The following is a 21299-nucleotide window of genomic DNA, read 5'->3' as shown; positions in this document are numbered from 1 at the left end:
TGGAATTTCCGCCATTTCCCGCCGTGGGAGGATGGCCGTATGAGCATCCAGCGGCAGCCCCGGCCAGCCACGCAGGCTGATGTCGCGCGGGAAGTCGGAGTCTCCCGCACGCTGGTCTCCTTCGCCTTCCGTGACGCTGCCGGCGTCAGCCCGGAGACCAGGCAGGCGATCTTTGACGCCGCCAAGCGTCTGGGATACCGGCACAATGCGGCAGCCGCCGCCCTGGCCAGCAAGTCTCGGACCGCCGTCGGGCTTTACCTCCTGGACCTCCGGAACGAGGTGTATTCCGACGTCCTCAACGGCGTGCGGCTGGCGCTGCCGCAGGCGGGCAACCGGCTCATCCTCAGCGTCTCCCGCTCCATCGGCGGCGTGGACCAGGGCGCGATGGACTCACTCATTGAGGCGCGGGTGGGGATCATCATCGCAGCGGCGCTGCTCGATCCCGACGAGCGGGTCCGGGAACTGGCGCAGATCATCCCGGTGGTAAGTGTCACCCGCCGTGTGGAGGGCGTGGACAGCGTGTACCCTGACGACCGCGCTGGCGCCAGGGCCGCCGTCGAACACCTCCTCGGACTGGGACACACGCGGATCGCGCACATGGCCGGCCCGCCCTTTGATGGCCATACCGTCCGCCGGGAAACCTACGAGCAGATGATGCGGGATGCCGGCCTGACCCCGCAGACCGCGGCGGCCGACGACTTCACGCAGGAGGCCGCGGAGCGTGCGGCGTCGGAGCTGCTGGCCGGGCCGGACCGTCCGACGGCCGTGTTCACGCACAACGACCAGTTCGCGCTGGGTGTCCGCGAAGCCGCGTATGCGATGGGGCTGACGATCCCCGGGGACCTGTCGCTCGTGGGCTACGACGATTCGCGGACGGCCCGGCTCCGCGGCATCGACCTGACCTCGGTAGACCTCCATGCCGTGGAGCTGGGAACAACTGCCGGACGTGTGGCCCTCGAGCGGCTCAACGATCCCGGCGGCCCCATCGCGGACATGACCAGCACGCCCCGGCTGGTGGTCCGGAACTCGACGGCGCCGCTCCGCTAGCCTGAGCGGTGTGAAGGCCAGCTGCGACCCCGATAGCCTCTTCAGCCTCAACCACAACATCGCTCCCCGCATTGGGGGTCTATCAAGAGGACCCCACCCACCGACGCCAACCGCGGCCCGCGATGGCGCCTGCCGCTGACTCCATGTCTCGGGAGGTTTCCACGCCTCGCGAGGTTGGGGTGCCGCGCAGCCGCATGAAGTCAGGTGCCGCCGACGACCGCTGACCGCGGCACCTGGCGTGTTCCATCCAGCAGTGCGGTGATGGCCCACGCGATTTTGGCGCCTCCTTGGACGGAGGGTTCAATCGCGTTCGCATAGTCGCCGTCGTCGTTGCAGATGAGCCGGAGGTCCAGCAGGCTGATGCCCCGGGAGAACGCGGCCCTGGTGACGGAGTCGTTGAAGACCGTGAGGGCTGTCCTGATCATCCGGTAGAAGGGCCCGGAGGAGGGCGTGTCGTAAATGGTGCACACCGCTGCGGGCAGCCCAGTCGCTGAGACCGCCTCGGCCATCGACTCATAGTCGGCGGCGAACCGCGCCTGCGCGTCGGCGAACATATCCAGGGCTTCCGCCACTGAGCGGGCGGGGGCTTCGAGCAGGTGGGCGAAGCCGAGCGCGTCATTGCCGCCGGCGCTGACCACAAGGTGGGTGGCGTCGTCGGGAAGGGCAATGAGTTGGCGGCGGATTCCGGCGGTTACGTCGCCGTCCACCGCCAGCAGTGTGGCGTTCCAGCCCGACGGGAGCTCGCCGCGCAACTGCTCCACGACGTCGGGCCCGTCATTGACGTACGCCTTGTTGTCGAAGATCGAGTCGCCTAGCAGTACAACATGGCCCGGTGTTGATCCCGCGTGGGACGGCCATTGGTTGGCGCCGGTGCTGCTGGTCATGCCGCATCGTTGCACGAAACTCGGCCGGTGGCGAGGGGCGGCAGGGCCGGCACGTTGACCATCGCCCGACGACGCGACGTCGACGCGCGCCGCGCCCGTGTGGCCCAGGCGCTGGATGCCATGCGAACCGAAGGAATCGAGATCACCATCTCCTCGGTCGCAGCCCGAGCCAAAGTGCGCCGCTCCTTTATCCACCGCCATCTCGACCTTCGCGCGGACGTTTATGCGGCCGCTGATCAGCCATCGGCAGCAGCCAGCGCCACCACGACTAGCCGTCAAAGCCTCAAAGCCGACAACCTGAACCTGCGGGCCATCGTCCGCCGCCAAACTCAGCACCCCGGAACCACTCCCCGGTAGAGGTTCCCGGACGGACCGGTAAATGAGAGCTAAACGGTTGAAGTTCTATTCAAAGCGGGTGGCCGTCACTGCGGTTTTGGCTCGCACAAGAGTGAATGGCGTGATTACCGCTCCGAGGGCCAGGAGCAGGCTTAGACCTAGGGCAGCGAAGTAATCGGTCGCTGGCCAAGTTACCTGGTAGGTGTCGTCGATGAACGTCACCATCAGCCAGGCCACGAGGAATCCGAGGCCGACCGAGAGCAGCACCACCGTCAGGAGTGGAACGGCGGCTTCCCGGGTGATGATCCTGCGCAGGACCGACACTGGCATCCCCATCAGCCGCATGAGGCCTAGGATTCGCTTCCGGTCCAGTATGGCGGAGGCGGTAGCGACGGCCAGCGATAGGCCGGCAATTGCGATCGCGACAAACATGCCCAGGTACGCGAACACGGCCAGCCCTTGAATTAGCCGGCCGGTGGATTGCAGCCTGAGGTCCAATGGGGAGGTGGCCGGGATGGCCGTGATGCCGGAGACATTCAATGCTGTTCGGGCTCGGTCCATAGCCTCAGGCGTCCCGTCGGTGCCGAGCACAATCACGACCGGCACCAAATCGTCCAGGTTGGCGGCGGGCGCAGCCGTCAGTGCGAGTGGCTGCATTGACCCGAGAAACGAGGTATCAACCGCGACGGTCGCTGTTGCTGGCACGTCCTCGAATCCGAGGCGGGGTGCGTCTGTGGCGCGAAGGTAGATTTCAGGGCCTGCATCCTTGTCAGAGAGGACTGCTGGGCCGTAGCCGATGGTGGCGCTCGGGATTCCTGGTAGTTCCCGGGCTTGGCGTGCAGCCTCCGCGGCCTGGGCCGGGGCGGCTCCGGCGCCCAAGGTGGCGTACAGGCTTGTGGGTTGGAGCATGCCGGGTTGGGCCGGAGGTGCTTCTGTCGCTTCGAAGACGCTGGATGCTCCGGCGAAGACTGAGACGACGAAAACGGCGATCACAAGCCCTGATACCGAGCGGAAGGTCGCCATCGGGGTTTTGTGGATCCGGCTAGCGGCGATCACTCCCGCTGCGCTATTGGCGTGGCGGAGCCCCACCCGGCTTACCAGGTGAGTCAGCCAGGGTCCGATGACTACGAGCCCTACGAGGATCAGCAAAAAGCCGAGGATAAGCAGCGGTGATTCCAGCCACGGCAGCCGCACTTCCAAGACGCGGACCATAAGTACCGGCGTGATCATGGTGGCAAGTCCGGCCAGAAGTGGAACGCTCCGCCAAGCGGTTGGCGTCTTCTCGTGTACGGCACGTGTGGCGCCCAGCGGTCCAACACCTGCAGCGGCGGTGCGGCGCGCCGCGACGAGTGCCGTGGCTGCGACCATCACGGCGACGACTGCGGTGGTTGCAGCCCATCCAATGGTCATGTCGGCGGCGAACAGCCTGGTGCCGTTGACCGGTATCTGCGCGGCAACCGGCCTCAGAATGATGGCCAGCGCGACGCCAAGCGCTGCTCCAACCAGACTCGGGATCGCTGTTTCGACCGCGGCAATGCGGGAGACAATCTGGGGAGATGCCCCGATGAGGCGCAGGGTCGCGAACCGCTCCCGGCGCTGCGCGGCTCCGAGGCTGGTGACAATGCTGATGAGCAGCAGCACCGGGAAGAACAGTGCGATGGCACCAACGGACAGCACAGTCCTGTAGGCGGGCGCGCTGCCACCGTACGGGTTGGTCGTGAAGTCTGAGACCAGGAAGGCCCTGCCGTTCTGCCGGAGTTCTGTTTCCGTTGCCCCCGTAACGACGACCAGGGAGTCAGGTCCGGGTAAGGCAGCATCGTCAATTGTTCCTGCGAACGTCCCGAAGCGGTTTCCCAGTTCGTCGCCGGGCGTTGACTCGATCAGACGCTGCAGGGCAGGAGATGCGAAGTAGAGGCCCGGTTCCGGAGGTGTGCCGATGCCCGGGATCTTGACGGTCGTCGACGCCAGTGCGGCAACGTCCCGGCGGTTGATCAGTTGGTCCCGGAAGACCTCCACGGGATTGGCTTCCATCAAGGCCGTGTCTTCTGTCAGCGGCACGGGCGTCGCTGGCCCTGAACTGGTCGGATCATCCGTCCGGGGAGCGGCCACGGAGGGGCTTCCGGTTTCGCGCAGCCAGGCACCGCGGTCATCCCGCGCGCTCAGGCCGTTGGCGCCGCCCCACAGCAGCAACAACAGGCATACTCCGACAGCGACCCCTCCCGCGATTCCGGCGAGTCTGCCGTAAGCTGAGCGGCTGCCAACGACTGCCAGTTTGAGCAGCCCCGGATTCACGCCGACACCCGGTAACCGGCGGCGATGACACCATCGCGTACGATGACTTCCCGGTCCGCATACGCGGCGGTGCGCGCATCGTGGGTGATCATCACGACCGTGGTGCCCGCTTCCCGGACAAGCTCAAGCATCAGCGTCAGCACATTCTCTGATGCCAAGGAGTCCAGTGAACCTGTTGGTTCATCGGCGAACAATACGGCAGGGGACGTCACCATCGCCCGGGCAACGGCGACGCGCTGGGCCTGGCCTCCGGACAATTCACCTGGCAACTTGGCGCCTAACCCGTCCAGACCCAGGCGTTCCAGCATTTCCGTGGACCGGCGCAGCGCATCCTGACGTCTGGTCCCGGACAGGAGCAGTGGGATGCTGACGTTATCGGCCGCCGAGAGCTCAGGCAGCAGCTGGCCGAACTGGAAGACAAATCCGAAGTCGGTCAGCCGCAGACGTGCCCGTCTCGGCTCCGCGAGAGTACTGATCGCAGTCCCAGCCCGGCCGGCCGGACTGTAGTCCACGGAACCCTGGTCCGGGACCAGCACCCCGGCCAGGCAGTGCAGCAGTGTGGACTTGCCGGATCCGGACGGACCCATCACGGCGAGCACCTCACCAGCCTGCACGTCCAGGTCGATCCCGCGCAGCGCGTCAGTTTGCCCGAAGGAGTGCCGCAGGCTGCGGGCCCTAAGAATGGGCGCCGCATTCTCGTTAGTGTTCATGCGCTCTGGAGCTCCTTCTTCAGTTGGGTGAGGCGGGCACTGGTGAGGTCGATCCACCGCAGGTCGGCTTCAATGTGGAACAGACCGTGGTCGCACTGCAATACCTGGAGAAGATTGGCTTCCTGCTTCAGCCGGGTCAATTCACGCATACGAGCCATGTGCCGCATCCGCTGCAGATCCAGCAACCGGTTTGCATCGTCATCGAGCAGCAACGCGATCACGGTCTTGGCAAAGAGGTTGCTCTGCAAGGACTCCGAAGGAACGTCGGGGGTGAACAGCCACTCATGCACCTTGTTCTGGCCGGCCCAAGTGATCTCGTACTTCTTCCGGTCCGGACCACCCCCGGTCTCCTCACCCAAGGCCCGAATCAACTCGTCACGGACCATGCGGGCCAGGGTGGAATACACCTGGCCGAAAGCCAGGGCCTTACCGGCACCAAAGTAGCGGTCATAGGAGTGCTTGAGGTCGTAACCGTAGCTTGCCTCGCGGCTTAGGAGTCCCAGCAGGGTGAGGGAATTATTCACGCCTCAATCTATACACTGAGTGCATAGTCCGGCGCCAGCACTCCTCGCCGCCGTTCTTCATTTGGGGAGGCATTCAAAGGAAGCGGCGTCCCAGAAGTTGCTGCCTCCTGAGACAAGGAGATGGGGCGTTGTCCCTGAATGCCACGTCACTCAGCCAAGAAGGAAACAGGAGACCGCGTTCACGGAGACTGGTTAAGCCCCAAGAACATCATCGTGCGTTCCCTGCAGCCCAATCGCGCAGCCACGCAGTCTGCAACGCGTGGGACACCTGTCGCGCACTGACTGCGGGATTGACCCCTTTTCAGCGCCAGCAATGCGACCTCTGGCGGTGCCCAAGGCGACAGACTGTTCCGTGCTCTCCATGACTGCTAGCTGGCAGCAGGCCGATGGGCCACGGGCTGACAGTGTGCAGTAAGCCTACGGACTTTGCCCGCTACGAGTCCCTAGCCTAGGAGGTCCGCGTGAATGTTCCCAGCCCGGTTCTGTCGTAGAAGTCCAGGGTGACGCGGGGCGACGACCCGCGGACTGTTTCCGCAAACAGTGCACCGGCCAGGCCGTTGGCGTTCTCTCCGATGGATTCAAAGCTGAAGGTGTCGCCGTCGAAGTGGGTGAGCGGCAATGTTGTGGGACTGCCAGGCGGTCCCATTCTCATGGCCAGTTTGCCGCCCTGCTCGAGGACTACAAGCGGGCCGTAGTAGGAGTTCGCATATGTTCCTGTGTAGGCACTGTTTGTCCTGGCAGGAGCGGGGTCAGACGGAACCTTGGTGTAGTCGATCTTAGGTTTCTCGGACTCATCGATTTGTTTGAAGACGGCCGCGGTGAATGCCAGCCAGTCCACCGTGGGAGATCCGTGCTGCGCAGTATCCAGAAAGCCGCCGTAATTGCTTCAGGAATTCCCTGCGGTCTTCCGTTGGTCAGGGCCACGATTGCCAGTTGTTCACCCGGAAGCATGGAGACAGCGGTGGCTGCGCCGAGATTGAACGCCCCGGAGTGCCCAACTTGGGCACGGGCCTGATCATCGTAGGAGACATTCCAGCCCAACCCATAGAAACGGGAGCGGGCGGCCGGTGCCGACGCCGGCCCGGACACTGTATGGGGGACGTGAGTTGTTTGGAGGGCATCTGCATCAATAACGGGCTTGCCCTCGTAACTGCCTTTGCCGAGCTGCAGCCGGAGCCATTTGGCCAAGTCCCGCACTGATGAATTCGCGCCCCCGGCCGGGGCCTCGGAATCGGCATCGCGACGGTGTTTTGCTGCCCACACCTTGTTCCCGAGCGGGACATGAATGGTTGCCCTGTCTGACGCTTTCTCATAGGCCGAGTGACGGTAACTGCTGGCGGACATGCCCAGCGGCCGGAAAAGAATCTCGTCTGCCAGATCCTCCCACGACATTTTCATCGCATCGGCTGCTGCCTGGCCGCCTTCCGTATAGCCGAAATTGCTGTAGTTGTAGCTGGACCGGAACGTGTCAAGGGGCTCCTGGTTGAGGTGCCCGAGGATGTACGCACGATCGAATCCGAGGTCTTCCAGCAGATCGCCGGACCCCGTTTTCAGTCCGCTGCGGTGTGACAACAGATCGGCAAAGCTCGCATTCTTCGTGACGTAGTCATCCTTGAGCGCGAAGTTCTTGTTATGTTCGATGACGCGGTCGGTCCAGTTGATCATGCGCCGCCCCACCACCCCTGCCACCACTGTGGACGCCATGGGCTTGGACACGGATGCCAACTGGAACACCGTGTCAGGACTTATCTCCTCCGGTTTGCCGACCTCCCGCACCCCAAAGCCTTTGGAGTACACCACCTCGTCCTGGTACACCACGGCCACGGCCATTCCCGGCAGCCCGGTCTGTTCCATCGCATTTCGGATCAATCCGTCGAGCTGGGCCAAGGCATTTGTGACTTTCGGCCCGTCCAGCAATGGTGCGATCTGTCCCGGCGGGGCCGGGAGCAGGGAGGCCGAACCCGATGGCGTAGCCAGCGTGGGTACGCCCGTGCAAGCGGACAGAAGGGGTGCACCGGCAACACCGGCCGCCCCAATCCCGGCTGCCTTCAGCACAGCACGTCGGTTTGGAAAAACAGAGCCGGTCTTGTCCATGAGTGCCCCCTAGATCCGTCAGGCCACGGGCGCTGCCGTCGGTGCGAGCCTTGCCGCTCTTCTCTATAGTGGACCCCGCACCCGAAGCCAGCAATGGATACCAGGCAGCCGGTAATGGTGCTGTGCCCGGTTCGCGGACCTGCGAGTTTTTGTACAGATGATGGGCGCTAAATGCCCTCGAAATCGCGACAGCTGTACAAAAACTTCATCTTGCTTAAGACATAGATGAGTGTAAATATTTACGTGTGTCTATGAATTTGGAACTCACCCCGGTCCAGGCGGTCGCCTGCTGTTCGCCGTTGTCCAGGGAACCCTTGTCCGCGTCCGAGGCGGAAGGCATTGCGCCGCTGCTCAAGGCGCTGGCGGACCCGGTGCGGCTGCGGCTGATGTCGCTGGTGGCCTCGCATGAGGGCGGCGAGGCCTGCGTGTGCGACCTGAACGGCGCCTTCGATCTCTCGCAGCCCACCATCAGCCACCACCTGAAGGTCCTCCACGCGGCCGGCCTCTTGGAGCGGGAAAAGCGGGGGGTGTGGGTGTACTACCGGGCGCGGACCGATGCCCTGGCGAACCTGGCTGCCCTGATCGGGGGCCACAGCAAATGAGCACGCTGGCGCGGCGCGCGGCTGCCGAGTTCACCGGGACAGCTCTTCTGGTCATGGCCGTCGTCGGCTCCGGCGTGATGGCGTCACGGCTGTCACCGGACGACGTCGGGCTGCAGCTTTTGCAGAACAGCCTCGCCACGGGCGCGGCACTGGTCGCGCTGATCGTGGCGCTCCAGCCGGTATCGGCGTCGTTCAATCCTGTGGTGACGCTGGCCGAGCGGGTGCTGGGCATGCTGGACACCCGGACCGCGGCGGGACTGATCGCGGCACAGTTCGCGGGCGGTCTGGCCGGATCCGTCCTGGCCAACCTGATGTTCGGGCTGGACGCCCTGACGTTCTCAAACCATGAACGAACCGGCGCCGGGCTCTGGCTGGGCGAAGTCATCGCCACCGCGGGGCTGCTGGTCATCGTGTTCGGCACCCTCCGCTCGGGCCGGACGGACCGGGTGGCCTTCGCCGTCGGCGGCTACATCACCGCGGCCTACTGGTTCACCAGTTCCACCAGCTTCGCCAACCCTGCCGTAACCGCTGCCCGGACCATCACGGACACCTTCGCGGGCATCGCCCCGGCCTCTGCGCCCGGCTTCATTCTGGCCCAGCTGCTCGGCGGTGCCGTGGGATTCGTGCTGGTACGTGCCCTGTACCCGGCGCCGGCAGCGCCTGCGCCGGCCAGCGAGTACCCGCCGGCCAAAGACCAATCCCGCTGACCAAGGGAGGGGGTGAAGGGATGAACTCCGGCTGCTGCGACGACGAGTGCTGCGAGGACGGCCAGGACTGCTGCTGACCGCTCCCGCACACCAGAACATCCACGCGCCTGCCCGCCCTAGACGACGGGCAGGCGCCGCTCAGCCACTGCCGCGCTGCCACTGACCGGCTCTTGATTGAACTGCCTGCTCTTGTTGCACTTGTGTAAGCGGCGCTGTGGGCAGGCAGGCGCTTCTTTCCGCGATCCCGCCCTACAGACCACCAACCTAGGAGAACACCATGACCGCCGACCCCGCCAAGAAGCCCTCCGTCCTGTTCGTCTGCGTGCATAACGCCGGGCGGTCCCAGATGGCGGCCGCGTTCCTCACCAGCCTGTCCAGGGGCGCGATCGAGGTGCGCTCCGCCGGCTCCCAGCCCGCGGAAGCAGTGAACCCGGCCGCGGTGAAAGCCATGGCCGAAGTCGGGATCGACATGTCCACCGAGGTCCCCAAGGTCCTCACCACCGAGGCGGTCAAGGAGTCCGACGTCGTGATCACCATGGGCTGCGGCGACGAGTGCCCGTACTTCCCGGGCAAGCGATACGAGGACTGGGTGCTGGAGGACCCCGCGGGCCAGGGCATCGATTCCGTGCGCCCCATCCGCGACGAGATCCACACCCGGATCGAAGCCCTGGTCACTGAGCTGCTGCCCGCCCGCCACGTCGACGCCCAGTAGCAGCCCCCGTGAATGAGCCCGAAGAGAAGGAGCTAACTGTGAGCAAGAACGCCAAGCCGGAGGTCGCCGTCGCTGAAAAGACCAGCACCGAGCAGCTGATCATCATCGGGTCCGGCCCGGCCGGCTACACCGCGGCCATCTACGCGGCACGGGCGGGCCTGAAGCCGCTGGTCCTGGCGGGCTCGGTCACGGCCGGCGGCGCACTGATGAGCACCACCGAGGTGGAGAACTTCCCGGGCTTCCCGGAGGGCGTCCAAGGCCCGGAGCTCATGGACGGCCTGCAGCAGCAGGCCGAAAAGTTCGGCGCGCAGGTGGTGTTCGACGACGCCACCCAGGTTCAGCTCAAGGGCCACCTCAAGCGCGTGGTCACGGGCGGCGGCGAAACCTATGAGGCCCCGGCGGTCATCCTGGCCACCGGCTCTGCATACAAGGAACTCGGGCTGGCCGAGGAGAAGAAATTCAGCGGCCACGGCGTCTCCTGGTGCGCCACCTGCGACGGTTTCTTCTTCCGTGACCAGGACATCATCGTGGTGGGCGGCGGCGATTCCGCCATGGAGGAGGCCACCTTCCTGACGCGCTTCGGGAAGTCCGTGACCGTCGTCGTCCGCAAGGGTGAGCTGCGCGCCTCCCGGATCATGGCGCAGCGCGCCAAGGACAACCCGAAGATCACGTTCGCCTGGAACTCGGCCGTCACGGCGATCCACGGCGACGGCAAGGTCAGCGGCGTCACGCTGAAAGACACGCGCAGCGGCGAAACCCGGACGCAGCCCGCCACGGGGCTCTTCGTAGCGATCGGCCACGTGCCGCGCACCGAGCTGCTGGCCGGGCAGGTGGAGCTCGACGGCGAGGGGTACATCAAGGTGGATTCGCCCACCACGTGCACCAACCTGAGTGGCGTGTTCGCCTGTGGGGACGCCGTGGACCACCGCTACCGCCAGGCCATCACCGCTGCGGGCACCGGCTGCGCGGCGGCCCTCGATGCGGAGCGCTACTTGGCCGCGCTGGAGGACGCGGACAGCATTGCCACGGCGCTGGTGGAGGAGCCCACCCACGCCTGACATCGCCGAATAGGGCGGGTCAGTCCTGCGGCTTCTCCGGCGTCCGCCCCGACATGGAGTGCACCGCTGACTCGATGCCTTCCTCTTCGTTTTCGAGTTCCTCCATGTAGAGCCGGCCGGCCGTTATCAGGCCTCCGGCGATTTCGAAGAGGATGACTCCACGGGCCCGGAACCGCTGCCCGTCTGCGCGGTTTCCGGTCCAGTGCCATTCGCTCCACGTGGTGTTCCCGTCATCGACTGAACCAAGCAGCTCCGCGTGGAAGTCCGGGATACCGGCGAATATCGCCTGCCAGTTCGCATGCATTTGCGCACGGCCAACGAAGGCCCTGCCTGGGTGGGCAGGCTGACTACTGCGGTAGTCATGATGGAACAGCGCGGCGGCCGCCTCGAGGTCGTGGGCATTCATCGCCGCTGCCAGACGGTTTACAACCTCGCTCATCAGTCCGCTGCTTCGCGCTCGTCCGCGGGTCGAGTTTCCTTGGGCTCTTTGAAGCGTTCCTCGTCCGTACTTTCGGGTGCTACGACGGGGGAAAGTGCGTCCGCCAGGCCGTCCCTGGTGCTTTTGTCCTTGTCTGGCGCCGGAGCATCGTCGGCTGGAACATCGCTCATTTCCTCACAATAGGACGCGCCATCGCGCCTGTCGAGGACGGCGGCCTTTGAAGGGCGGCGGCTGAATATAAGGGACGGCGGCGGCTGGGGGGGGCCGCCTTGGTCTCAGACAGGCGACACCGCCGCCGGCCCAGCTCCGGAGATTGATCTAATTATCGTCCGGCCTCGACCAAAAGAGAAGTGGGAGTTAGCGCTTGCATACCCCTAGATCTGGTGGCCCGGGGCACGAAGACTGGCACATTGTCCATCCTTTTTCCAAGTCCGCGCGGCCAGAATCAAGCTATCCCGACGGCGGTACGCTCGAATTCGACGGCTGCGGGGCATGGCAGCCGGACCCGCGAGCATTCCCCCCAGAACTCGGGCTCCGGCTGCCATTCATGTGCCCGAGATAAATTTCTGTACCCCGGCCCACCCCGGATCGCCGGTGTGGGTCACCTGGACTTCTTTTCGGGCCCGGGCAAAGCGGTCGAAGCTGTCACGTCCGTTCTGGTCCTCGGAGTCGCTGTAGTAGTGCAGGATCCGAAGCCCGTTGCACGTCTCTGAGGCCACTAGCTCGCCGCGTGAGCCCAGCAACGCGCCGAGGTCCGCTTCGAGATTTTGGAGCCCCATCAGTGCGTCGCCGTCCGGCAACCCGTCCGGCCCGGTCCGCCGATAGCTGATCCGGACCGCGGTGTGCAGGTCCAGCAGCGGATGATCAACCCACCGCAATGGCCGCAGGGTGCAGACAATCACCCTGTGCCCCGAGGAAGTTTGGGCTTCCCGTATCGTCCAGCGGGGGTTCGCGTTCCGGGTTGCCACGGCCTGGAAGAATTCGGGTACGACGGCGGCGGGCTGACTATCGCGGGGATCGGTCCGGGCCACGTTGAGGGCGCCTACCCATCGCTGGACATCGTCTTCTCCGAGGAGCCAGTCGACCAGCAGGCGGCCGGCCAGGCGACAGTCGTTGGTGCTCATCCGCGTGAAAGCTGGGTGGTAAACCGTCAGTTCGGCCAGGGCGCTTCGGTCGTCCCAGTCCACCGCAATCCGGGCCAGCCCCAGGTCCACCGGTTGCGCCAGACCTTCGAGGGTGCCAGTGAGCATGCCGGGTTGAGGCTCCCTGGCCGCGGCGAATTCCCAGGTCTCAGTGGGCGGAGGAGCCGCCCTCCGCCATCGCTCGGCCAGAACCCGCAGCCGGGGGTCCCCACCGCCCGTGACACAGAGGCGATGCTGCGATCGGGCGCCCGGGCCGGTCTCCCAACGCAGCTCGGGGTGAATCGCCATCACCATGGCACCGATGATTTCCGGGAGGTCGCCGTAAACGCCGCTCATGACGGCTGCAGTGATAAGGCCGGCTCCCGCTACGGACCACCACCGCAAGAAGGCGCCTACGGCTTCCGTCTCCGTCCGGCTGCTCCGCCGCACCGACTCCATCGGACCTCCTCGTTGACGCCACACGATGCTGTAAAGGATCGTTCAACACCAGACTCAAGAAGCGGGCACTGTAGCCACAAGATCTGCGCAAGAGTTTGAGGCAGCCCCAACTGGCTCGCAGTTGTTGTCGTTTTCAGCGCTCAAAACGACAACAACTGCCAGTTACTTGGGTGAACGGGCCAGACACCCTTCGCGTGGACCGGCCGGGTACCCGCGGTGGCGGCTCGCGAAGATGATCACCAGAGCCACCGCCAGCGGAACTGCCGCCGCAAGTGGCACCAGCAGAGCACCGACGGTGTTCAGGGCCAGGGCACCGTACGCCGCGCCGACGGCGATTCCCAGCTGGATGGTCACCACGGCCAGCCCGTTGGCGGCGTCCTTGTGCTCCCCGCCCGCACGGAGGATTGCCGCCTGGTTGTAGATTCCGGTCGCGCCGAAGGTGATGCCCCACAGGGTCAGGAGCGCAAGTGCCCCGGTCCACGTGCCGCCGAGCGCGGGCAGGAGGGCGAAGCTGGTCAGGAGCAGTGCCACCCCGGTCAGGACCGATCCCCGGGGACGGGCGTCCGCCGTGAGGCCCGCAATCCAGATCCCCACCAGGCTGGCGACGCCGATGACGGACAGCGAGATGCCGGTGGCGGTGTCGGGCAGGCCCGCGGCCAGGATGAACGGGGCGATGTAAGTGAACAGGGCGAAGTGGCCCAGGAGCAGCAGCGGCCAGGCGGTCGCGACGGCGATGACCCCCGGCAGCGCCATGGCTGCGCGCATTGAGGGCGCCGAGTCCCGGTCGGCGTCGGAAGCCGGGGGCAGCAGCTTAATGGCCAGCAAAGCGAGGAGCGCTGCGACACCGGCCAGCACAAGGAAAGAGGCGCGCCACGAGAGGACCGACCCCATCATCGTGCCGAGCGGAGCGCCGACGGCGAGGGCGACGCTGTTGCCGCTGAACACGATTGCCATGGCCTTGCCAACTGAATGCGCCGGCACGATCCGTGCAACATAAGGGCCATGCTGGACCAGAGCAGGCCGTGGGCCACGCCGCCGAGGAGCCTGGCGGCAATGGCCAGGCTCAGGTTGGGGCTGGCGGCCAGCAGCACGTTGCTCAGCGCGAAGGCAAGCACCGTCACGATCAGCAGGGTCTTGCGTGGCATCCGCGCACCGAGGAACCTCGACAGGGGCAGTGCCGTGATAACGATGACGGCGGCGTAGGCAGCGGTCAGCGAGCCGACGGCCGATTCCTCCACGCCCAAGTCGCGGCTGATCTGGGGGAGCAGCCCCGACGGCAGGAGCTCGGTGGTGACGGCGGTGAACCCTGCCATGGCCAGGATGAGCAGGCCTGCCCGCGGGATCCGTGCGGTGCGGGCCGGCGGATTGGATGCGTCGGAGCGGGTGGCTGATTTGCTGCGTGGGGTCTGCGTCGGTGTTTCGGAGCCGGGGAGTTCTTGGGTCACGTATGTTCCTGAAAGTTTCGTATTTGGCGTCGTCTGTCCGTTGCCCCGGGTTGGAAAGGCCGACGGCGGGCCGGCCCCTTAAGGGACCGGCCCGCCGTCGGGCGTTTATCGCCTTAGACGGTGGCGGTGTCAATCACGAAGCGGTAGCGCACGTCCGAGGCGAGGACGCGCTCGTAGGCTTCGTTGATCTTGCTGGCCGGGATGACCTCGATCTCGGCGCCGAGGCCGTGTTCGGCGCAGAAGTCGAGCATTTCCTGGGTTTCGCGGATGCCGCCGATCATGGAACCGGCGAAGGCCCGGCGTCCGCCGATCAGTGCGAACGCGTTGACCGGGAGCGGCTCGGCCGGGGCACCGACGTTGACCAGCGTGCCGTCGAGGGACAGCAGCTGCAGGTAGGAGCTGATGTCGATCGAGGCGCTGACCGTGTTGATGATCAGGTCGAAGCTGCCGGCGAGGGCTTCGAACGTGCCGGCGTCGCTGGTGGCGTAGTAGTGGTCGGCACCCAGGCGCAGGCCGTCTTCCTGCTTCTTGAGGGACTGGGACAGCACGGTGACCTCGGCGCCCATGGCGTGCGCGAGCTTCACAGCCATGTGGCCAAGGCCGCCAAGGCCGACTACGGCGACCTTCTTGCCGGGGCCGGCGCCCCAGCGGCGCAGCGGGGAGAAGGTGGTGATGCCGGCGCACAGCAGGGGAGCGGCGACGTCGAGCTCGATGCCCTCGGGTATGGTGACGACGAAGTCCTCGGTTACCACGACGTGCGTGGAGTAGCCGCCCTGGGTGATGGTGCCGTCGCGGTCAACGGCGCCGTAGGTGCCGACCATTCCCTTCAGGCAGTACTGCTCCTCGCCGGCGAGGCAGTTGGCGCACTCCTTACAGGAGTTGACCATGCAGCCGACGCCGACCCGGTCGCCAACCTTGTGCCGGGTCACCTCGGAGCCGACCTCGGTGACGATGCCGGCGATTTCGTGGCCGGGCGCGAGCGGGTACTGCTGCGGGCCCCAGTCGCCGCGGACGGTGTGGATGTCGGAGTGGCAGATGCCGGCGTACTTGATGTCGATGAGGACGTCGCGGGGGCCGACGTCGCGGCGTTCGATGGTGGTGGGGATGAGGTCCTCGGAAGCGGAGGGCGCGGCGTAAGCGTTGACGGTAGGCATGGTTCTCCTGTTTGTCGGTGTGGTGGAACGGGCCGCAGATGAAAGGGATCGGCCGTTTCTTTCATCTACTAAACCCCATCGCCGTGGCGTGAGGCAGACCCTGCTGAAAGGGGTAACCACAGGGACCCCCAAATCTCTTCCCGTCTGTGGCGGACAGCACGGGACTTTGTTCATATCCACCCTACTGAGACTGCGGCTGCGGAGGGAGGCCCTGTCAGTGCCTGCCAGACGCCGGGGTGTCCCGACTACTGTGAAACAGTGGCGAGAATATTCATCACCGGCTCTGCCGGCGGACTGGGGCTGAATGCTGCCCGGGCGCTGCTTCAGCAGGGCCATGAAGTGGTCCTGCACGCCAGGGATGAGTCGCGCTTCGCAAGTGCCGGCGAGGTCAGGGACCAGGCTTTGGGGACCGTCATCGGAGACCTGGCCGACCTCACCGCGACGGCACGCGTGGCGGAACAGGCCGACCAGTTTGGCCCGTTCGATGCGGTCATCCATAACGCCGGTGTGTACAGCGGCAATCAGATCTTTGCGGTGAACACCGTCGCGCCGTACATCCTGACCGCGCTCATGGCTCGGCCGCGTCGCATTGTGTATATCAGCAGCGGCATGCACCGGTCCGGCTCGCCAGACCTTCAGGGAATCGACTGGACGAACGCGGCCACGCGGCCGGCGGCCTACTCGGACAGCAAGTTGTACGTCACTGCGCTCTCGGCCGCGGTGGCCGAGCGTTGGCCGGACGTCGAAAGCAACGCCGTCGATCCAGGCTGGGTACCAACCCGGATGGGCGGACGCAGTGCGCCCGATGACCTGGAGCTGGGGCACGTCACGCAGGTGTGGCTGGCCACCCGGGAGTTTGCTGAAGACCACGTGTCCGGAGGCTACTGGTTCCACCAGCAGCGCCGGCAGCCTCATCCGGCCGCGAATGACGCGGCGTTCCAGGCTGAGCTGCTCGACGCGCTGGAACGGCACACGGGCTTCGCACTCAAGTAGGCCCGTCAGCCCAAGTAGGTCGCAGCTGAGGGCGTTCTCAGCGCTGGGAACGCCCTCAGCTGCGACCCAGTTGGGTGCGTTGGGTCAGCGGCGGGTGAGGAGGCCGCGCACCAGGGTGAGGCCCTGGCCCAGGTTGATCGACGGCAGGTACGCACGGGTGATGGCGTTGGCGATCGCGGGCAGGGCGGCCGCGTCCGGATACAGCAGGTACATGGGCTCGTAGTCCGGCTTGAACTTCGCCTTGAACGCCAGCAGGGACCTGAACCCGTACACCGGTTCCAGCGCTGCGCCCAGCCAGTCGAGCATCCGGTCCAGGGCGCCGTTTGCGTCGGCCCCGCTGGAACCCCCGGCGGACGCAGAAGCAGCGGACCCGACGCCGGAGGCCCCGCCCCCAGCGGACGAAGCAGGCACCCGTGCCAGCGGCGCACCGGACAGGCTCATGAATTCGCAGCCCTCGTCCTGCAGGCTCAGCGCAGCCGACGCGATGAGGAAGTCGATGCTCGCGCGGAAACCGTCACCGCGCCGCCGCATGAAGTCGAGCGTCCAGCCAACCACGTATCCGTTGCGGTACACCGGCAGCCACGACGCCACGGCATGCACGGTGTGGTCTGAATCGATTGCGAGCAGGCAGCGGACCTCGGGGTCGTCCAGCTCGTCCAGGCTGCCCAGCGTGAAGCCCATTTCCGGGACCTTCTTGTCCGCCACCCACTCCTCGGAAATGGCCTCAATCTGGGCCTGCACGGCGATCGGCGCCTGGCCGAACGACGTCCACTCCGCGCGGATTCCCGCATTCGCCGCCCGGTTCAGCGCCGTGCGGATGTCTTGGAACTTCTTGCCGCGGAAGGACACCTGGTCCAGCCGCAGCACGGTTTCCTGCGCCACCTGCACCGAGCCCCAGCCCAGCGATCCGGCCATGCCGCGGAGCTCGTCCGGCACGAAGTAGAAGCACGGCGTCCATCCGTTGAACCGGCAGTGACGGGCGAACTCCGTGAACGCGGCTTGCCGGTCGGCCGGCGGCCCGACGGGCGGCCCGAGTGCCACGGCCACCCCGCTGAGCACGCGGTATGCGATGAAGCTCGAGCCGGAGAACCAGTAGCTGTTCCCGCTCCACGTGGTCATCCAGGAGAGCGAGCCGCCGCCGTGCGACTTTAGGATGCGCCGGGCACGCTCCTCGTCCGCGCTGTGCCGGCCGTGCGCCGGACGCAGGAACGTCCGGAGCAGCAGTGCTCCGGTCCACGCCCAGAATGCGACGCCGATGCTTTCGTAAAGGACGACGGCGGCGGTGCTTTCGGGGAAGAATGCCGGTGAGCGGTCCACCAGGAAGCCGAGGGGAAGGAACCTGTCCGGGACGTCGGCCAGAAGCTGAGGCAGGCCGGGCACGGGAGTGAAACCATCCGCCAAAGCCAGGCCCAGGCCCACGTAGGCGAGGCTCAGCAGAACCAGGCCAACCAGAACCCGGCGCGCCAGCCGCAGGTACGTTCCGTGCGGAGCCCGCACCGGGAACAGGCTCCGGCCGGCCAGCAGGAGCACCGCCAGGAAGACGGGCAGGAGCATCGGCAGCACCAGGCTGAGCGGGTGCGAGTAGCCCGACAGCTCGATCCCGCCCACACCCTCGCGGGCGGGCAAACCCGGGCCGGGCGGCGGCAGCAGCACGCCGGCGATGGTGACGGCGGCCAGCAGGGACAGCGTTGCATGGATCAGGAGCGCGCCCGCCCACGCGAACCGCCGCCCCCGCCGCAGGCCGTCAGCGAACAGGAGCAGCAGGAACGACGGCAGGATGGCCATGAAAATTCCGCCCGCCCCCGCCCGCAGCTGCAGCTGCGCGGCGGCGCAGTCCCTGAGGCCGGCTGGCCGGGAGCAGGACGCCTGCAGCGCCGCGGGGTCCACGGGCTGGATGTTGGTGAACAGGAACTTCAGCACAGAAAGAGGTCCGACGGCGTGCGGTGCCAGCCCTGCCACCACCGGTCCCACAGCCGCTACCGTCAGGAGCAGTGCCACGAGGATCCGGGCCTCGTGGCGGGAGACGGCGGGCCTGCCGAAGCGCGGCCAGCGGCCCAGCAGCACCGGGCCAAGCAGCCCTCCCGCCGCGGCTGCCCCTAGCCGGACCAGGTCCTCGAACCCGCCGGCGTACATCGCAAACAGCAGCAGCACGGCGAGGAGAACCACGCGGATCCGGCGCCGCCACAGGGTGGAAAGGGCCGCCGTCGCAGCCATCACGGCCGCGCAGGCCAGTGCGCTCGGCCCCACAAAGAAGTGCCCGCTCAGGTCGCGGATCCAGCTCCCCATCAGGCCTCGGGCGGCGGCGAGAAAGCCGAGCGTCGCCAGGATCCCCAGCACGTGCCCGCCGAGCGCGGATATCGTGAACTTCCGGGATCCCAGACGTCGCTCCAAGGGCAGCCCGGCAAGAAGCACCACGAGCGTGCCCACCACGTACCCGGCCAGGTCCCGCTCCCAGAACGCGGAGAGCATCAGGGCCCACCAGTGATCCGGCACCGAATGCGAGGTGGCCGCCACATGGGGCAGAAGTAACGACGGCGGGCCGAACCGGATGCTGGCGGACAGCGCACCAGTGGCCCAGAAGAGAGCAACGAAGGTGAGGGTGGCGGGGGAGCCGTGCAGTACCCGGGCCCTCCCCGCAGGCGTCCGGTAGCCGGAGGGTACCCGCCGTCCCTGGTCCGGCTGCCGCATGGGTGGAGGGCTCCTTTCAAAGGGCTATTCGATTGTTCCACACGCCGCAGCCCAACTGACCAGCAGTTGTTGTCGTTATGAGCCTTCAAAACGACAACAACTGCTGGCCAGTTGGGCCAAGGTCATCAGGGTCGTCGTTTTGCCGAAAAGGGCCGCTTCGAAGCCTCTTTTTGCGGCCGACGTGGCCGTTGATGTTGGTGCGGCAGGCGCCGCCGACCCGTGACGGGGTCTTCGGTCACGTCGTGGCCCGGCGCAAAGGCCCGGACTTCGTAGTCTGCTGGTCCGGCGTTCTTGTTCGCTGCGATGACTCCCATGTTCAGTTGGTCCATGGTCGCGAAGTCGGGGCGGAGGTCGAGGACCTCTTGGCGGAAGCCAGGCGGATCCCAAGCCAACCGGGGCCGTTGTCCACCCAGTTGCTGCCGAGGACCTGGTCGATGCCGAGGCTCTTGCTGGCCTGGTCCAGTACGTCGTGCTCGGCCGTGCCGGACCTGTGCAGGGGCGGGGCGGCGAAGGCGAGTTCTCCGCCGTCGTTCCGGACGTTGACCAGGCCTGCCCCGCATTCCTGGACCAGCTGTTTTGGGTCCCGCGGCTATCCGCCCTTCTCCAGCCACGCATGGGGCAGTGCCGAGTGTGGGGTGTCCGGCGAAAGGTACTTCTGCCCGTGGGGTGAAGATGCGTACCTTGTAGTCGGCGTTCGGATGAGGGGTTATCGGTCGACGGGGTGGTCTGGTTCGCGGCCGGCAAGCACATCGATGATGGCGTGGGCCGCTGCCAGGGCGGCCCGTGTCCGCGCTTGCGCTGTTTGGCCCGCGAGGTGTGAGGTGATGGTCAGGTTGTCCAGGCCCCGCAGCGGACTGTTCAGGGGCAAGGGTTCGTTCTCGAGAACGTCGAGGGCGGCGCCGGCGATGGTGCCGGTGCGCAGGGCTTTGGCCAGTGCGTCTTCGTCCACGAGGGAGCCGCGGGCGGTGTTGATGAGGACTGCTGTCGGCTTCATCGTTTGCAGCCGGGGGCCGTCGATGAGCCGCCGCGTGCTGTGGCCGGCCCGCGTGTGCAGGGACAGATAGTCCGCGTTCCGGATGACGGTGTCGAGGTCGGTGAAGTGCACGGCCGGGTCGTCGGCATCCGGGTGGGAAGTGCTGACCTGGACGGTCATTCCGAGGGCGGCCCCGATCTGGGCTGTTGCGCGGCCGCTGGGTCCGTAGCCGATGATGCCGAGGGTTGATCCGCGCAGTTCGTGGCCGGCCCCGCGGGGCCAGCGGCCCTGTTGCACGGCTGTGGTGACCTCGGCGAGGCGGCGTGCTGCCATGATGACCAGGCCGATGGTCAGCTCGGCGACGGAGTGGTGGTTGGTGCCTGGGGCGTTGCAGACGCGGATCCCCAGCGCGGTGGCGGCGGGGACATCGATGGAGTCGTAGCCGACGCCGCTGCGGGCCAGGACCTTGAGGCGGGCCGTGTCGGTGAGCATGTTCCCGGTCACTGGTTCGCTGGCGAGGATGGCGCCGTCGACGCCGTTGAACAGGGTTTCCCGGTCGGCGGGTTCCCTGGGTCCGGTGTAGGGAGAGTAGACGGGTTCGTGGCCGTGCCGGCGCAGGAGGGTGTCGATCTCGTCGCCGGCGGTGAGGTAGTCGGTGGTGATCAGGATGCGCGCCACGGTCAGGTGCGTCCTTTCTATGTGATGGTGCGGTGAGACGCCGCTAAGCGGACGGTTCCGGTGCGGGGTCGATGAGGGTTTTGTAGCCGTCGTGGCGGTGGAAGATGCGGCGCCCTTCGCAGCCGCCCTGGAGGAGCCAGATGAGGGAGCCGTCGGCGGAGATGGCATCGACGGCTCCGGCGAACGGCGTTCCGCCCTGGTCAGGGCTCAGCAGCACGATGTTGTCGCCGGGGGTGAGTTCGCGCCAGTCGGCCACGACTGAGCGTCGGTAGCCGTGGCGGGTGGGCTGTGCCGTCGGTGTCTGGGTTGTGTCCATCGGAGGGGTCCCGTCAGGTTGTTGTAGGTGCAGGAAGGCGGAACCGGTATGGTTCCGCCTCCCCGGG

General features: G+C 66.4%; 21 protein-coding genes and 1 pseudogene. 7 read left to right on the top strand and 15 right to left on the bottom strand.

The genetic code is table 11. The features are described 5' to 3' along the window. Positions 1–39: 39 nt before the first annotated feature. Positions 40–1047 (top strand): LacI family DNA-binding transcriptional regulator, encoded by a 1008-nt coding sequence (locus J7I85_RS15440; protein WP_214853207.1) that lies wholly within the window; start codon positions 40–42, stop codon positions 1045–1047. A 200-nt stretch (positions 1048–1247) separates the two neighbouring features. On the opposite strand, the gene J7I85_RS15435 is transcribed toward J7I85_RS15440, so the two are convergent. Next, entirely contained in the window at positions 1248–1931 is a 684-nt protein-coding gene (locus J7I85_RS15435) for a GDSL-type esterase/lipase family protein (RefSeq protein WP_214853205.1), read from the bottom strand. 27 nt (positions 1932–1958) lie between these two features. Here J7I85_RS15435 and J7I85_RS15430 point away from each other — a divergent pair, with 27 nt between their 5' ends. Further along, a complete protein-coding gene (locus J7I85_RS15430) occupies positions 1959–2288 on the top strand; it encodes a hypothetical protein (protein WP_214853202.1) in 330 nt (109 codons plus the stop codon). A gap of 45 nt (positions 2289–2333) precedes the next feature. Here the strand turns inward: J7I85_RS15430 and J7I85_RS15425 are convergent, their stop codons facing one another. From J7I85_RS15425 to J7I85_RS25075, 5 genes are all read right to left on the bottom strand, one after another. Then, the gene (locus J7I85_RS15425) at positions 2334–4460 is read right to left on the bottom strand and encodes an FtsX-like permease family protein (RefSeq protein WP_251024397.1); all 2127 of its coding nucleotides are present in this window, start codon (positions 4458–4460) and stop codon (positions 2334–2336) included. A 95-nt stretch (positions 4461–4555) separates the two neighbouring features. Next, positions 4556–5269, bottom strand: coding sequence for an ABC transporter ATP-binding protein (locus tag J7I85_RS15420; protein ID WP_214853198.1), 714 nt, complete (start codon positions 5267–5269; stop codon positions 4556–4558). Further along, complete coding sequence (locus J7I85_RS15415; RefSeq protein ID WP_214853196.1) at positions 5266–5793, bottom strand: PadR family transcriptional regulator; 528 nt, start codon at positions 5791–5793, stop codon at positions 5266–5268. Before J7I85_RS15415 ends, J7I85_RS15420 begins: the two co-directional genes overlap by 4 nt. Before the next feature lie 448 nt (positions 5794–6241). Beyond that, positions 6242–6568, bottom strand: a complete 327-nt coding sequence (locus J7I85_RS25080; RefSeq protein WP_308159514.1) for a DUF3471 domain-containing protein — start codon at positions 6566–6568, stop codon at positions 6242–6244. Next, positions 6472–7680, bottom strand: coding sequence for a serine hydrolase domain-containing protein (locus J7I85_RS25075; protein WP_308159510.1), 1209 nt, complete (start codon positions 7678–7680; stop codon positions 6472–6474). The genes J7I85_RS25080 and J7I85_RS25075 overlap by 97 nt, the downstream gene beginning before the upstream one ends. Positions 7681–8138: 458 nt before the next feature. On the opposite strand from J7I85_RS25075, the gene J7I85_RS15405 reads away from it, so the two are divergent. The 4 genes from J7I85_RS15405 to trxB all read left to right on the top strand — a co-directional run bounded on the left by J7I85_RS15405 (position 8139) and on the right by trxB (position 10966). Beyond that, complete coding sequence (locus tag J7I85_RS15405; protein ID WP_214853256.1) at positions 8139–8489, top strand: metalloregulator ArsR/SmtB family transcription factor; 351 nt, start codon at positions 8139–8141, stop codon at positions 8487–8489. Further along, a complete protein-coding gene (locus J7I85_RS15400) occupies positions 8486–9196 on the top strand; it encodes an MIP/aquaporin family protein (protein WP_214853194.1) in 711 nt (236 codons plus the stop codon). Before J7I85_RS15405 ends, J7I85_RS15400 begins: the two co-directional genes overlap by 4 nt. Positions 9197–9473: 277 nt before the next feature. Continuing rightward, complete coding sequence (locus tag J7I85_RS15395) at positions 9474–9908, top strand: arsenate reductase ArsC (protein ID WP_214853191.1); 435 nt, start codon at positions 9474–9476, stop codon at positions 9906–9908. Between the two features lie 38 nt (positions 9909–9946). Further along, positions 9947–10966 carry a thioredoxin-disulfide reductase gene (trxB, locus tag J7I85_RS15390; RefSeq protein WP_214853189.1) on the top strand — a complete coding sequence of 340 codons (1020 nt, stop codon included), beginning with the start codon at positions 9947–9949 and terminating at the stop codon, positions 10964–10966. Positions 10967–10985: 19 nt separating this feature from the next. Here the strand turns inward: trxB and J7I85_RS15385 are convergent, their stop codons facing one another. The 5 genes and pseudogenes from J7I85_RS15385 to J7I85_RS15365 form a co-directional block, all read right to left on the bottom strand. Then, positions 10986–11405, bottom strand: coding sequence for a nuclear transport factor 2 family protein (locus J7I85_RS15385; RefSeq protein WP_214853187.1), 420 nt, complete (start codon positions 11403–11405; stop codon positions 10986–10988). Further along, the gene (locus J7I85_RS15380) at positions 11405–11575 is read right to left on the bottom strand and encodes a hypothetical protein (protein ID WP_214853186.1); all 171 of its coding nucleotides are present in this window, start codon (positions 11573–11575) and stop codon (positions 11405–11407) included. The genes J7I85_RS15385 and J7I85_RS15380 overlap by 1 nt, the downstream gene beginning before the upstream one ends. A 375-nt stretch (positions 11576–11950) precedes the next feature. Then, positions 11951–12883 (bottom strand): DUF695 domain-containing protein, encoded by a 933-nt coding sequence (locus tag J7I85_RS15375; RefSeq protein WP_214853184.1) that lies wholly within the window; start codon positions 12881–12883, stop codon positions 11951–11953. A gap of 264 nt (positions 12884–13147) precedes the next feature. After that, a pseudogene (locus tag J7I85_RS15370) lies at positions 13148–14328 on the bottom strand (MFS transporter). Between the two features lie 215 nt (positions 14329–14543). After that, entirely contained in the window at positions 14544–15584 is a 1041-nt protein-coding gene (locus J7I85_RS15365; RefSeq protein ID WP_214853182.1) for an NAD(P)-dependent alcohol dehydrogenase, read from the bottom strand. 258 nt (positions 15585–15842) lie between these two features. Here J7I85_RS15365 and J7I85_RS15360 point away from each other — a divergent pair, with 258 nt between their 5' ends. Continuing rightward, positions 15843–16577, top strand: a complete 735-nt coding sequence (locus J7I85_RS15360) for an SDR family NAD(P)-dependent oxidoreductase (protein WP_214853180.1) — start codon at positions 15843–15845, stop codon at positions 16575–16577. Between the two features lie 84 nt (positions 16578–16661). On the opposite strand, the gene J7I85_RS15355 is transcribed toward J7I85_RS15360, so the two are convergent. From J7I85_RS15355 to J7I85_RS15340, 4 genes are all read right to left on the bottom strand, one after another. Continuing rightward, positions 16662–19265, bottom strand: coding sequence for a bifunctional lysylphosphatidylglycerol flippase/synthetase MprF (locus J7I85_RS15355; RefSeq protein ID WP_214853178.1), 2604 nt, complete (start codon positions 19263–19265; stop codon positions 16662–16664). A gap of 125 nt (positions 19266–19390) precedes the next feature. Then, complete coding sequence (locus J7I85_RS25935; protein WP_374102480.1) at positions 19391–19975, bottom strand: PhzF family phenazine biosynthesis protein; 585 nt, start codon at positions 19973–19975, stop codon at positions 19391–19393. Then, positions 19972–20916, bottom strand: coding sequence for a phosphoglycerate dehydrogenase (locus tag J7I85_RS15345; protein WP_214853177.1), 945 nt, complete (start codon positions 20914–20916; stop codon positions 19972–19974). Before J7I85_RS15345 ends, J7I85_RS25935 begins: the two co-directional genes overlap by 4 nt. A gap of 43 nt (positions 20917–20959) precedes the next feature. Beyond that, positions 20960–21232 (bottom strand): hypothetical protein, encoded by a 273-nt coding sequence (locus J7I85_RS15340; protein ID WP_214853174.1) that lies wholly within the window; start codon positions 21230–21232, stop codon positions 20960–20962. Positions 21233–21299 lie beyond the last annotated feature (67 nt).

The sequence above is a fragment of the Arthrobacter sp. ISL-65 genome (genome assembly GCF_018613795.1).
GTDB lineage: Bacteria > Actinomycetota > Actinomycetes > Actinomycetales > Micrococcaceae > Arthrobacter.
The sequence above is the reverse complement of the archived record's forward strand: the minus strand, read 5'-3'. Positions and strand labels throughout refer to the sequence as shown.